Origin of the sequence: Actinomyces qiguomingii (genome assembly GCF_004102025.1) — a bacterium.
In the GTDB taxonomy this organism is placed as follows: domain Bacteria; phylum Actinomycetota; class Actinomycetes; order Actinomycetales; family Actinomycetaceae; genus Actinomyces; species Actinomyces qiguomingii.
In genome coordinates, this window is record NZ_CP025228.1 from 3021511 (window position 1) to 3034779 (window position 13269).

The 13269-nt window shown below is 66.9% G+C and carries 9 protein-coding genes and 2 pseudogenes; 7 read left to right on the top strand and 4 right to left on the bottom strand.

Translation table 11 applies throughout. The features are described 5' to 3' along the window. Positions 1-5 precede the first annotated feature (5 nt). Entirely contained in the window at positions 6-995 is a 990-nt protein-coding gene (gene iolC / locus CWT10_RS12730) for a 5-dehydro-2-deoxygluconokinase (protein ID WP_103062353.1), read from the bottom strand. A gap of 268 nt (positions 996-1263) precedes the next feature. Between iolC and CWT10_RS12735 the strand changes: the two genes are divergently transcribed. The 3 genes and pseudogenes from CWT10_RS12735 (at position 1264) to iolG (ending at position 4504) form a co-directional block, all read left to right on the top strand. Continuing rightward, a complete protein-coding gene (locus CWT10_RS12735; protein ID WP_103062352.1) occupies positions 1264-2010 on the top strand; it encodes a GntR family transcriptional regulator in 747 nt (248 codons plus the stop codon). Between the two features lie 408 nt (positions 2011-2418). Next, positions 2419-3501 (top strand): transaldolase family protein, encoded by a 1083-nt coding sequence (locus CWT10_RS12740; RefSeq protein WP_103062351.1) that lies wholly within the window; start codon positions 2419-2421, stop codon positions 3499-3501. Positions 3502-3515: 14 nt separating this feature from the next. Then, positions 3516-4504, top strand: a pseudogene (gene iolG / locus CWT10_RS12745) (inositol 2-dehydrogenase). 78 nt (positions 4505-4582) lie between these two features. On the opposite strand, the gene CWT10_RS12750 reads toward iolG, so the two are convergent. Next, the gene (locus CWT10_RS12750) at positions 4583-5635 is read right to left on the bottom strand and encodes a LacI family DNA-binding transcriptional regulator (RefSeq protein ID WP_103062349.1); all 1053 of its coding nucleotides are present in this window, start codon (positions 5633-5635) and stop codon (positions 4583-4585) included. Positions 5636-5990: 355 nt separating this feature from the next. Here CWT10_RS12750 and CWT10_RS12755 point away from each other — a divergent pair, with 355 nt between their 5' ends. The 4 genes from CWT10_RS12755 to CWT10_RS12770 all read left to right on the top strand — a co-directional run bounded on the left by CWT10_RS12755 (position 5991) and on the right by CWT10_RS12770 (position 11918). Next, a complete protein-coding gene (locus CWT10_RS12755; protein WP_103062348.1) occupies positions 5991-7190 on the top strand; it encodes a Gfo/Idh/MocA family protein in 1200 nt (399 codons plus the stop codon). A 93-nt stretch (positions 7191-7283) separates the two neighbouring features. Then, on the top strand, positions 7284-8282 hold the full coding sequence (locus CWT10_RS12760) for a sugar phosphate isomerase/epimerase family protein (RefSeq protein WP_103062347.1): 999 nt from the start codon (positions 7284-7286) through the stop codon (positions 8280-8282). A gap of 301 nt (positions 8283-8583) precedes the next feature. Next, on the top strand, positions 8584-10638 hold the full coding sequence (gene pta, locus CWT10_RS12765; protein WP_103061879.1) for a phosphate acetyltransferase: 2055 nt from the start codon (positions 8584-8586) through the stop codon (positions 10636-10638). Positions 10639-10733: 95 nt separating this feature from the next. After that, positions 10734-11918, top strand: coding sequence for an acetate/propionate family kinase (locus CWT10_RS12770; RefSeq protein ID WP_103061880.1), 1185 nt, complete (start codon positions 10734-10736; stop codon positions 11916-11918). A 141-nt stretch (positions 11919-12059) separates the two neighbouring features. On the opposite strand, the pseudogene CWT10_RS12775 reads toward CWT10_RS12770, so the two are convergent. Both CWT10_RS12775 and CWT10_RS12780 read right to left on the bottom strand, forming a co-directional pair. Continuing rightward, positions 12060-12395, bottom strand: a pseudogene (locus CWT10_RS12775) (transposase); the annotation flags it as partial. Positions 12396-12477: 82 nt separating this feature from the next. Then, positions 12478-13074 (bottom strand): ribonuclease H family protein, encoded by a 597-nt coding sequence (locus CWT10_RS12780; protein ID WP_103061881.1) that lies wholly within the window; start codon positions 13072-13074, stop codon positions 12478-12480. Positions 13075-13269 lie beyond the last annotated feature (195 nt).

Genomic DNA, 13269 nt, shown 5'->3' on the forward strand with positions numbered 1-13269 from the left:
TCCCCTCACAGGTTCTGCAGGGTGGGTACGAGCTCACGGTGGGTGCGCATCAGGGCGAGCAGTTCCGGTTCGGTGGGCATCGCGGTGGAGCACTCCAGGCGCGAGGAGACAATCGCGCCGGCCGTGGAGGCGGCAAAGATCATCTTCTCCAATGACCAGCCGGACAGCAACCCATGACACACGGCGCCACCGAAGGCGTCCCCCGCACCCAGACCGTTCTTGGTGACTACCGGGGTTACCGGGATCTCGACGCGTTCATCGCGGGTCTTAGCGAGGGTACCCTCCAGGCCCTGCTTGACAATGGCCAGTTCGACACCCGCCTCCAGCAGCGCGTCGGCTGCATTGTCGGGATCGGTATGGCCGACGGCGACCCGGCACTCCTCGCGATTGCCAATGGCCACGGTGACCTTGGGCAGGACGGCGGCGACCTCCCGGTGCGCGGTGGCCTCGTCCTCCCAGAACATGGCGCGGTAGTCCAGGTCCAACACGGTGTGCTGTCTGCGCCCACGCAGGTCCAGGGCGGCGTGATGAGCGGAGCGCGAGGGCTCCTTGCTCAGCCCGGTGGCGGAGATCCAGAAGATGGCCGCTTCCCGTACGGCGTCGCCGGGAATATCGTTGTCGGTCAGCTCCAGATCGGGGGCTGAGGGCTCACGATAGAAGTACAGGGGGAAGTTGTCCGGCGGGAAGATCTCGCAGAAGGTGACGGGGGTGTTGAAGTCGGACTTGGTGACGACGTAGTCGTCATACACGCCCAGCCTGCGCATCTCCGAGCACACGAAGCGCCCGAAGGGATCATCTCCCACCCCGGTGATCACGGCGGAGCGGTGCCGGTATCGCGCCACTGCGGCGGCCACGTTGGTGGGACTGCCACCCAGAAACTTGCCGAAGCTCTCCACGTGCTCCAGCCCGACACCCGTTTGGAGCGGGTAGATGTCGATTCCGCAGCGCCCGATCATCAGGGCATCGAGCGGCGGCGTGCTCGAAGGAGCGGTCATATCGGCATCCCTTTCCACGTCGTCGGGGCGGAGCGCCTGCGAGGGCCCGCAGTGAGAAGCCTGCCTCACAACCAGCCCGCAGTCAAGAGGTTTGTCAGAACAAACGTCCGCACGCCAGGCTGGAGTGTCCGCCGGGAGGAACCCGCCATCGCCGCGCTCGGGTGGGCGCTCACCGTATGGACGAGTCGAAGTCGACGCTTGATCGCCCACCCGCGGACGCATGGGCGCCGTAGAATACGCCCATCGATCATCCTTTCAGAGAGCTTGCATGTCGGATACGCCCTTCCAGCCAGAGATCACCATCGATCGCTCCAGCGAGCTTCCGCTGTATGCCCAGATAGCGGAGGCCCTAGCGGCGCTCATACTCGAGGGCGAGCTGACGCCTGGGACCCGCATTGAGGACGAGGTGTCGATGGCCAAGCGCCTACAGGTGTCACGCCCCACCGCCCGTCAGGCACTGCAGTCCCTGGCCGATCGCGGCCTGGTCTCCCGCCGGCGCGGCGCCGGTACGGTGGTCGCCTCCCCACATGTGCGCCGTCCCATGGAGCTCTCCAGCCTGCTCTCGGACCTGACCGCCGCCGGTCACAAGGTCCAGACCGCTCTACTGGAGTACACGACGCATCCGGCGAACGAGGAGGAGGCCGCACAGCTGGAGGTTGCACCCGGCACGGAGGTCACCCACATGCGCCGCCTGCGCAGCGCGGACGGCGAGCCGATCGCCCTAATGGACAACCTACTGCCGGCCGCCATCGCTCCGACTCGGGAAGAACTGGAGCAGGCCGGACTGTATGACTTACTGCGCGCACGCGGAGTCATTCCCGCAACCGCCAAGCAGATCATCGGCGCCCGCAACGCCACCACCAGGGAGGCCGAGGCCCTGGACGAGCGCCGCCGCGCCGCACTGCTGACAGCCAAGCGCACCACCTACGACTCCACGGGACGGGTAATCGAGTACGGCAACCACATCTACCGGGCCTCGCGCTACTCCTTCGAAACCTCCCTCTTCACCGGCTGAAGCCGCACTCGGCTCGCATAGAACCAGGCACCCATACCTCCGGCCAGCCCACACCGCCATGCCAGCTCACCTGGCACACCAGGTCGGCGCACATGTGATCCGCAAGCGCCCACGCCAGGACCTTCACGGGCACTTCCCCCGCACCCCTCGGCGCCACCGACCGAACTCGATGGTCATATCGACCGAACTCGATGGTAACAACGACCGAACTCGGGCACCCGTCCGCCTCGGGCACCCGCAGGCGGGAGCCCTGAACCGCAGGACACCCTGCCAACATCCACCAACACCGACCACACCAAATTTGTCAGTACAAACGCTTGACAGTATTGCCTCCCGGCGCTTGAATTGGATCAACGGACCACACAGTCGAAGACGCCGGTGGCCCACGCTAAATCCAGGAGCACGCCGATGAGCATCGAATACACCCCAGGCCCACTTCTCGAGGCCTCTCGCACCACCCCGACCGCGCTGTGGAACGACTCAGCCGATCCCGACGAGCTGAGTCAGTCCATCTCCTTCGGCGGCGTGGGCGCCACCTGCAACCCGACGATTGCCTACACCTGCATCAATCAGAAGAAGGAGCGCTGGCTCCCGCGGATCGCCGAGCTGGCCGAGGAGATGCCCGAGGCCAGCGAGTCCGAAATCGGCTGGCAGGTCGTGCGCGAACTGAGCATCGACGCTGCCAAGCTCTTGGAGCCGATCTTCGAGGAGCACAAGGGCCGCAACGGTCGTCTGTCGATGCAGACCGACCCGCGCCTGGCTCGCTCCGCCAAGGCCCTAGCCGATCAGGCCGAGGAGTTCTCCAAGCTCGCCAAGAACATCATCGTTAAGATTCCCGCAACCGCAACCGGCATTGAGGCAATCGAGGACGCCACCTACCGCGGCGTGTCGGTCAACGTCACGGTCTCATTCTCGGTGCCGCAGGCAATAACCGCCGGGGAGGCGATTGAGCGCGGACTCAAGCGGCGCGAGGCCGAGGGCAAGGACATCTCCACCATGGGGCCGGTCGTCACGCTCATGGGTGGCCGCCTGGACGACTGGATCAAGATCGTAGCCAAGCGGGACGAGCTGTTCATCGACCCCGGCCACCTGGAGTGGTGTGGCGTGGCGGCTCTCAAGCGCGCTTATCAGGAATTCCAGTCGCGCGGTCTGCGCGCCCGGGTGTTGTCGGCCGCCTTCCGCAACGTCATGCATTGGTCGGAGCTGGTTGGCGGTGACCTGGTGGTCTCCCCGCCCTTCAAGTGGCAGAAGCTCATCAACGACTCCGATTACCAGGTCGAGCCGCGGATCGACGTGCCCGTCGCCCCGGAGATCATGAAGACACTGTTGTCGATCCCCGAGTTCGTGCGTGCCTACGAGCCTGACGGCATGACGCCGCAGGAGTTCGAGTCCTACGGCGCCACTCGCCGCACACTGCGTGGCTTCCTCCAGGCCGACGCGGACCTGGACGCCCTGGTGCGCGACGTCATCATGCCCAGCCCTGAGCGATAGAAGGCGGTTCTCCAATGCTTAACATTGCCATTATCGGCGCCGGCCGCATCGGCCATGTACACGCCGGCACCGTGGCGGCCCACCCGCAGGCCAATCTCGCTCTTGTGTGCGACCCCTTCGGCGATGCCGCCGAGGAGTTGGCCGCCCAATACGGTGCCCGTTCCTGCAAGGAGGCCGAGCAGGTCTTCGCCGACCCACAGGTTGACGCCGTCGTCATCGGCTCCCCGACGCCGCTGCACATCCCTCATCTGCTGGCGGCCGCCAGAGCCGGCAAAGCAGTGCTGTGCGAGAAGCCGATCGCCCTGGATATGAAGGACGTCGACGCCGCTCGCACCGAGCTTGACGCCGTCGCCACTCCCGTCATGTTCGGATTCAACCGGCGCTTCGACCCGTCCTTCGCCGCCGTTCACGCCGCGGTACAGGAGGGGAGGATCGGCAAGCTGGAGCAGCTGACCATCATCTCCCGCGATCCGGCGGCCCCGCCGGCGGAGTACATCAAGGTCTCCGGGGGATCTTCCGCGACATGACCATTCACGACTTCGACACCGCCCGCTTCTTCCTGGGGGACATTGTCGAGGTCCACGCCGTGGGCCAGCACCTGGACCCGGCCATCGCCGAGACCGGAGACTTCGACGCCGCCGTCGTCACGCTCAAGGCGGCCAGCGGCGCGGTGGCCACGATTATCAACAACCGCCACTGCGCCTCCGGGTACGACCAGCGCCTGGAGGCCTCGGGACGGGACGGCGCCCTCTTCGCGGAGAACGTTCGCGCCCGTACGGTGCGCCTGTCTAATGCCGAGGTCACCGATGCCCAGGAGCCCTACCTGGACTTCTTCCTGGAGCGCTACGCCGACGCCTACCGGCTGGAGCTGTCGGCCTTCATTGAGGCGGTCGAGGCGGACACCACTCCCCCGACGGGTATCGCCGACGCCGTCGCAGCCCTGCGCATTGCCGAGGCCGCCACCGAGTCGGCCAACACCGGCCAGCCTGTACTCCTGAGCTGAGCCGTCAAGAACGACACTATCGTCTGCCCACGGCAACTCCTCTGACTTGACCCGGTCGTCCCCTTGCGGGCGGCCGGGTCAAGCCGTCGAGTCACGTACGACCAGTTCGGGCGCGACCAGATAGGAGCGGCCGCCCTGTGCGCGCATCTGACACACAACGCCCTCGGGCAGCCCCGCCCGCGAGAACTCCCCCCGGTCCGGATGCACCCGCCCCAGAAGAGTGCGCACTGCGACCGCGGCAATGGCGACAGCGTCCTGGCGCACCGTGGTCAATGAGAAGGCCGACGACGCCGTAACGGGGATGCCGTCGTAACCGCATACGGCGACGTCCTGCGGCACCCGCATGCCCCGCCGTCGCAACTCCATCAATGCCCCCACAGCGGCGTGATCGTTGAAGCACATGACGGCCTCGGGCGCAACCGGCGCCTCAGCGAGCATCCCCGCGCCACGGGCACCGGCATCCTCATCGGCACCGCCGGGTAGTACACGCGCCAGCTGCGCCAGGCCGTGCGCCGCCATCGCATCGCGGTAAGCCGCGGTGCGGGCCGCGGAGGCGGACTCGGTACCGCCGTCAAGATAAACGATGCGGCGCCGACCAGTACCCACCAGATGGTCAACCAGGGCGGCAATGCCGTGGTCATCACGGGAGCGCACCTCATCGATGCCGGCCACGGTGGTGGTTCGGCACACGACCACGGTGCGCACACGGTTCTCCGCCGCAACGAGTATGTCCTCCGGTACGGTCGGGTCGACCAGGATCAACCCCTCACAGTGATCGGCGAGCAGGGCCCGCACCCCGGTGACGCCGTCGCGGTGCGGCGTCACGGCTGCCAGCGCGAGCGAATGGTCGAGCCCGGAACAGGCCCGGTACAGGCCGTCGACGATCAGCCCCTGGAAGGCCTGCCCAACTGTGAAGCTCGCTCCGATGAGTCCGGAATGGCTGCGGCGGAGCAGACGCGCACGGGGATCGGCCTCGTAGCCCATTTCATCGGCGATCCGCAGAATCTCCTCCCGGGTGTGGGGGGCCACGCCCGGGGCCCCGTTCAGCGCCGCCGAGACGGTGGAAACCGAGCGGCGGCAGCGAGCCGCGACCATGGCGATGGTGACGCGCGGGACGCGGTCGACGGACATGAAGGCTCCTCTCTTGCAGGCCTGCTCCAAGATCCCGCCCGAGGCACCCCGGACGGCATGTTCAGCGCATTCTAAGAGGCTGCCCGAAGCGGCCGGAGCCGCTTGCATCTCCAGCTCTCCCTCTCGGCCCGGGAGAACCGGGTACGACTCAAAACCCATGGGAATTGTCCTAACTAATTTTGAAGTCCCCGGCTCCCAACCCTTGACGCGGACGCCGCGCACGGGACATACTCTTCGCAATGAATTCACGCGCGTGAATTCATGTGTTGCCGCGGTTCTCGGCGCAGCCCTCAGCTGGCCCTCGCCGTCGTGCATGCACGCACACCGTCATCTCCACCGTCAACGAGGACACATCATGAGCAATACCTCCCTGTCAGTCGCCGTAATCGGAGCCGGTATGGCCGGCACCGCCCACGCCAACGCCTGGCGCCAGGTCGGCACCGTCTACGACCTGGGGCTGCCCAAGGTCCACCTGGCCGCCATCGCCGACACCTACGAGCCCTTCGCCAAGGACGCCACCGAACGCTACGGCTATGAGAAGGTCGTCACGGACTGGCGCGACATCGCCGACGACCCCAACATCGACATCGTCTCCATCGTGGTGGGCAACGCCCTGCACCGCGAGATCGCTGAGGCCATGATCCGGGCCGGCAAGCACGTCCTGTGTGAAAAGCCCCTGGCGGACACTCTCGAGTCCGCCAAGGCCATGGCTGAGGCCGAGGAGACCGCCGACACCGTCACCGCCATCGGCTTCACCTTCCGTCGCAACGCCGCCATCGCCGAGATCGCCAAGTTGGTCCGCGAGGGCCACCTGGGCGAGATCAACCACTTCGAGGGCCGCTACTGGTGCGACTACGGCGTCGACCCCAACACCCCCATGTCCTGGCGCTACTCCGGCCCCATGGGATCGGGGGCGCTCGGCGACGTTGGCAGCCACCTGATCGACACCGCCGAGACCATCTGCGGCCCCCTGGTCTCCGTATCCGGAGGCGCACTGATGACCTCCATCAAGCAGCGCCCCATAGCCAAGGGGCACATCACCCGCGGCACCGCCCTGGACACCACCGATGCTCAGCTGGCAGAGGTCACCAACGACGACGTCGCCACCTTCACCGGGCACTTCGCCAGCGGCGCGGTGGGCACCTTCTCCTGCTCGCGCGTGGCCTGGAACATGCCCAACGCCATGACGCTGGATGTGCTCGGCTCCAAGGGACGCGCCTCCTGGGACCTGGCCCGCTGCGGCGAGATCAAGGTCGATGACGTCAACTCCCCCGCCGGCCTGGGCGGCGCCCGCCAGGTGCTGGTCAACCCAACCTTCCCCTACTTCGAGCGCGGCTCCTCCATGGCCTTCAGCGGCGTGGGCCTAAGCCAGATCGAACAGTTCACCTATCAGGCCTATGCCTTCCTCCAACAGGTTGCGGGCATCACCGACGGCGCCCTGCCGCCTTGCGCGACCTTCGCCGATGGCTACCGCGAAATGGTCATCGCCGACGCAGTGGCAACCTCCGCCGCCAACGACGGCGCTGCCGTCGACCTCACTCCCTTCAACAAGTGAGCCGCCCAAACCATCCGCTCCGCCGGACGGTTCGGCCGCGATCACTACCACGTGCCCAACAACCACGCCCAAGAACCACAAGGAGAACATCCCATGGCACTGAACTACGGCGCCTACACCGCCTGCCTGTCGGATCGCCCACTTCCGGCCGCCCTGGACGTCCTGAAGGAGGCCGGGCTGACCGGCGCGGAGGTCAACGTAGGCGGTTTCATTCCCTCCCCGCACTGCCCCGTCGATGCGCTACTGGCCTCCCAGGCCGCCCGGGAGGACTACCTGGGTATCTTCGCCGAGCGCGGCATGCGCCTGTCCGGCCTGAACACCTCCGGCAACCCGGTATCACCGCTGCCCGCCGAGGGCATCAAGCACGCCGAGGACATCCGCAACGCCATCAGGCTGGCGGGCCTGCTCGGCGTCGGCGAAATCGTCACCATGTCCGGAACGCCCGGAACCGACCCGACGGCGAAGTACCCCACCTGGGTGGTCAACCCCTGGAACGGCATCGACATGGAGATCCTCGACTACCAGTGGAGCGTGGTGGTGCCCTTCTTCAAGGAGATCGACACCCTGGCACGGGACAATGACGTGCAGGTCTGCCTGGAGCTGCACCCGCGCAATCTGGTGTTCAACATTCCCGCCTTCGAACGGCTGATCGAGGAGACCGGGGCCACGAACATCAAGGTGAACATGGATCCCTCACACCTGTTCTGGCAGCAGATGGACCCGATCGCAGCCACCCAGCGCCTGGGCGGCCTGGTCGGGCACGTCCACGCCAAGGACACCAAGATCTTCCCCGGCGTGGCCTACCGCGGAGTGCTCGACACCGACTTCGGGCACGTGCCCGCCGAGGCGGAGAACAAGACTCCGGTCGCCTACGGCTACTGGACCACCGCCTGGCCGCAGGACCCGGCCTGGCGCTTCGTCGCCTTCGGCCTGGGCCACGACACCGACTACTGGGCCGAGTTCCTGCGCGCCATCGCGGCGGTGAACCCGGACATGAACGTCAACATCGAGCACGAGGACGCCGAGTACGGCAACGTCGAGGGGCTGCAGCTCTCGGCTGCCAACCTGCTCGACGCCGCAGCCAGGCTCTGAAACGGCCGGGAGTCGCTTGCCCACCCCGAAGCGGGCGGGAGGAGGGGGCAAAGGTGTGGCCGGGGCCGGCGGGAGCGGCCCGCCGAACGCGGGCCGCGGATGGTAAGCCGAGACTCCCTCCTCCCGCCCGCCCCTGCCCCGTCTTGCCCGCCGCATGACCAGCAAATAGGACAAATCTCCTACAGACCGTGTCTGCGGGCCCCATGATCGCGCCAGTTGGGGCAAACTTGGATCTGATGCGCTACGGCCGTCCGCGGCGCACCCACTCGATGTCGAGACGCAGATAAAGGAAGGCTTCACCGTGGCGCGCAGCATTTATATCGCCTCCCCCAATGCCAGTACCGGCAAGTCGACCGTGGCTCTGGGCCTGGTCGCCTCCCTCACCAAGGTTGTGGCGAAGGTGGGCGTCTTCCGCCCCTTCGTCGCCTCCCGCGAGGACGAACCCTTCCTCGACCTGCTGCTGCGCCGCTGCGGCTCGACCGCATCGGCCGCGCAGTGCATCGGCGTGACCTGGGACGAGTTCCACGCCGACCCCGATGAGGCTCTGTCACGCATCGTCGACGCCTACCGTGCGGTCGCCCGTGAGCACGACGTCGTCATCATCGACGGCTCGGACTTCTCCGACGTCGTCGGCAACCCGGAGTTAGCCCTCAATGCCCGGGTCGCCGCGAACATCGGGGTGCCCGTGCTGCTGGTGGTCTCCGGCCAGGGCGACCCGGAGGATGTGCGCGGCAGCGTCGAGGTCTCCATGGCGGAGATCGCCGACAACCATGCCCGCACCGTCGCCGTCGTCGCCAATAAGTGCCCCGCGGACACGCGCGCCGCGGTCGCCGCCTCCCTGAAGGGGCTGGAGGATGTTGCCACCACAACACTGCCGGAGGTGCCGCTGCTGGCGGCGCCGTCCGTACGTGAGGTCATGTGCGCCGTCGAGGGCACTCTGATCGCGGGGGATGAGGCCCTGCTGGAAAGGGAGGCCGAGGGCGTGCTGATTGCCGCCATGGATGTCTCCCACGTGCTGGAGCGTCTGAACGAGGGGCAGGTGGTGATCGTCCCCGCGGACCGCTCCGCCGCGTTGATCTCGCTCGCCGCCGCACAGGCCTCCACCGGCTTCCCGAATCTGGCGGGTCTGGTACTCAACGGCGGGTTCAAGGTCGCTCCGCATGCCCTGCGCCTGATTGAGGGGCTGCGCCTGCCGCTACCGGTAATGACCTCCCCGCTGGACACCTTCGCCGCCGCCTCGGTGGCCGGCTCACTGCAGGGCGGACTGGGGCAGGCCTCCTCCCGCAAGCTCGACGTCGCCGTGACCACCTTCGAACAGGAGGCGGACGTGGACGCCCTGCTGGCCGCCCTGGAGGTCAGACCCACCGAGGTCGTCACGCCCATCATGTTCCAGGCCGAGCTGATCGAGCGCTCCCGGGCCGATCGCAAGACCATTGTGCTGCCCGAACCCGACGACGACCGCATCCTGCGCGCCGCCGACGTCATTGCCCGCCGTGGCATCGCCGACCTGATCCTGCTGGGCGACGAGACCGCGGTTCGGGCACGCGCCGCCGAGCTGGGCCTGGATATCTCCTCCGCGCGGGTGGTGTCCACCGCCGACCCCGAGCTGCTAGAGAAGTACGCCGCCGAGTTCGCTCGCCTGCGAGCAAAGAAGGGCGTCACCCTGGAGCAGGCGCGCGAGCGGGTCCAGGACGTGTCTTACTTCGGCACCATGATGGTGCACATGGGCGACGCCGACGGCATGGTCTCGGGGGCGGCCCACACCACCGCCCACACCATCGTCCCCTCCTTCCAGATCATCAAGACCAAGCCGAGTACTTCCATCGTGTCCTCGGTGTTCCTGATGCTGCTGGAGGACCGGGTCCTGGTGTATGGCGACTGCGCCGTCAACCCCGACCCGACCGCTGAGCAACTGGCCGACATCGCCATCTCCTCCGCCGCCACCGCCAGACAGTTCGGGGTGGAGCCGCGCGTGGCCATGTTGTCCTTCTCCACCGGCACCTCCGGTAAGGGCGCGGATGTGGACAAGGTGCGTGAGGCCACCCGGATCGTGCGGGACAAGGCGCCGGAACTGGCCGTGGAGGGACCGATCCAGTACGACGCGGCCATCGACCCGACCGTCGCCGCGAAGAAGGCCCCCGACTCGGAGGTGGCGGGGCGCGCCAACGTGTTCATCTTCCCCGACCTGTCCAGCGGCAACATCGGTTACAAGGCGGTGCAGCGCTCCTCCGGCGCCATCGCCATCGGACCGGTCCTGCAAGGCCTGAACAAGCCGGTCAACGACCTGTCCCGAGGCGCCCTGGTGGAGGACATCGTCAACACCGTGGCGATCACCGCCGTCCAGGCACAGGACTGATATTCTCCGCCGTCGCCCCGCGTTCGAACGGTCGGCCGCGGCGGGCACAGCAAGTTTGCACATCTGTTAGAACCCGCCCGTAAGAAAGGCTCACCGTGACCACCCGGACCGTCCTTGTCATCAACTCCGGCTCCTCCTCAATCAAGTATCAGCTCGTCGCCCCCGACTCCGGCCAGTCCCTGGCCTCGGGGCTGGTGGAGCGCATCGGGGAGGAGACCGGCACCATCATTCATCGCCGGGCCGGAGACAAGACCCAGGTGGACGAGCCGGTCCCCGACCACGGCTTCGGCCTGTCAGAGGTGTTGCGCCTGTTCGATGAACAGGGCCCGACCCTGTCCGAGGCGAATATCGTGGCGGTGGGCCACCGCGTGGTGCAGGGCGGCCGCTACTTCTCCGGCCCCGCCCTGATAGACGACGACGTGATCAGCAAGATCAGTGAACTGGTGCCATTGGGGCCGCTGCACAACCCGGCCCACCTGAAGGGCATTGAGGTGGGGCTGGAACTGCTGTCCGATGTGCCGCACGTGGCCGTATTCGACACCGCCTTCTTCCAGGACCTGCCGGAGGAGGCGGCGCGTTACGCCCTCAAGCGCGATGTGGCCGACAAGTACTCCATCCGCCGCTACGGCGCGCACGGAACCAGTCACCAGTTCGTCTCCGGACAGGTCTCCGCCCTGCTGAGACGCGACGATCTCAAGCAGATCGTGCTGCACCTGGGCAACGGCGCCTCCGCCTCCGCCGTAGTGGCCGGCCGCGCCGTGGAGACCTCCATGGGGCTGACTCCGCTGGAGGGCCTGGTCATGGGTGGGCGCACCGGGGACATCGACCCGGCCGCCGTCTTCCACCTGGCCCGAGTGGCGGGTATGAGCGCCGATGAGATCGACTACCTGTTCAACCGCGAGTCCGGCATGAAGGGCCTGACGGGAGACAATGACATGCGGGAGGTGTGGAAGCGCATCGACGCCGGTGAGCAGCATGCCCGCGAGGCGATGGACATCTACCTGCACCGCCTGGTGAAGTATGTGGGCGCCTACGCCGCCGTCATGGGCGGCCTGGACGCCCTGACCTTCACCGCCGGCATCGGCGAGAACGATGCCCGCCTGCGCGCCGAACTGGTGGAGCGTCTGAGCTACACGGGCATGCGGCTCGACGCCGAGAAGAACGCGGCCCATTCCGGCGAGGGCCGTGTGGTGTCCGCCCCGGACTCCGCCGTCGCCGTGCTGGTCTACCCCACCAATGAGGAGCTGGCCATCGCCCGCCAGGCCATGACGCTGCTCTGAGGCGCCTGTCAGGCCCGGTTTAAAGCCGGACCTGGTTGCTTCCGGGCAGTTCAGACAGCTGCGTCGCGGACGGCGTTCCGACACTCAGCCCTAATACACCTTCTCGGGTGGTTAGGGTGGTTTGAGTTTGCTTGGCAGTAGATCGACCGCCCATCGGTTGCCGGCCTGGCCGGGGGTGCCCTTGGTCGAGATCTGCCCGTCGCAGCCCAGCACCTCAAGCAGTTGGCGGGTTTTGCGGCTGTCGTAGCCGGCATCAAGGTGCACGGTGATGCGCTCGGGCGGATCGAAGCCGAACTGGCTCAGGCATGCCAGGGTGGGGGCCAGCAGCGGGGAGTCGTTACGGTTGGCCTGGGCAACTACCACCCCGATGGGGATGCCGTGGCCTTCGACCATCACTGAGCGCTTGGTGCCTTGCTTGCCCCTGTCCACCGGGGAGGGGCAAGCCCCCCGAGCCCCGGCACCGCTGGGGCCAACAACCCACATGCGAGCCATGACCTACTGACGCGAACTCTTCGATTTGTTCGGCCACCCCGCTGGCATGAGAAGGTCGCCCCCATAATCAGAATAGTGCGTCGGGACCCGCAGGTACCTGCCGTACACGCTCGGTACTCGGATCATCTGTTTCAGTAGGCCGCTGCTGCGCCCCGGCAGCAGTTCCCGCCATCCTGGGCGACGCATCGCCGCGATGGGTCCAGCCGGGACCCGCGGGCACGGCCGTGCCCCGCTGGTAGGCCGTGGCGGCCGCGCGGGCACGCTGGTCGGCGGCCTCATTCATGGGGTGGCCCACATGTCCACGTACCCATTCGAAGCGGATCTTGCGCCCACGCATGGCTGCATCCAACTGCTTCATCAGATCATCGTTTAGCACCGGTTTGCCATCGCCCTTGCGCCAACCGCGCTTCTTCCAGCCGTGGATCCACTTGGTCAGGGAGTTGATGACGTACTGGGAGTCGGCCTGGATGAGCAGCTCCTCACCGGCCAGGCCCGCCTGGGCGGTCGCCCGCAGCAACTCCAGCACAGCGGTGAGTTCACCGCGGTTGTTGGTGGAGTTCTCCCAGCCTCCCGCGGCCCAGCAGTCGTCGTCCACGTACCAGGCCCAGCCGGCCGGTCCGGGATTGCCCAGGGCGGAGCCGTCCGCCGCAGCAATGATCGTCATGCCCGCACCTTACCGGCTCAACTCACCGACTTATCTCACCTCACGGCGACAGGCCGGCCGAATGCTGAAGTGGATAGATATGGGGCTCTTGGTGCTTGTGGGTGTGAGGCTGGCTGGTGTGGTGGTTGAGGTCGTCTGCTACGCCGGTTGGTTCTCTACTACGCCGGTTAGGTGTTTGCTGAAGGGCTGCAGAGC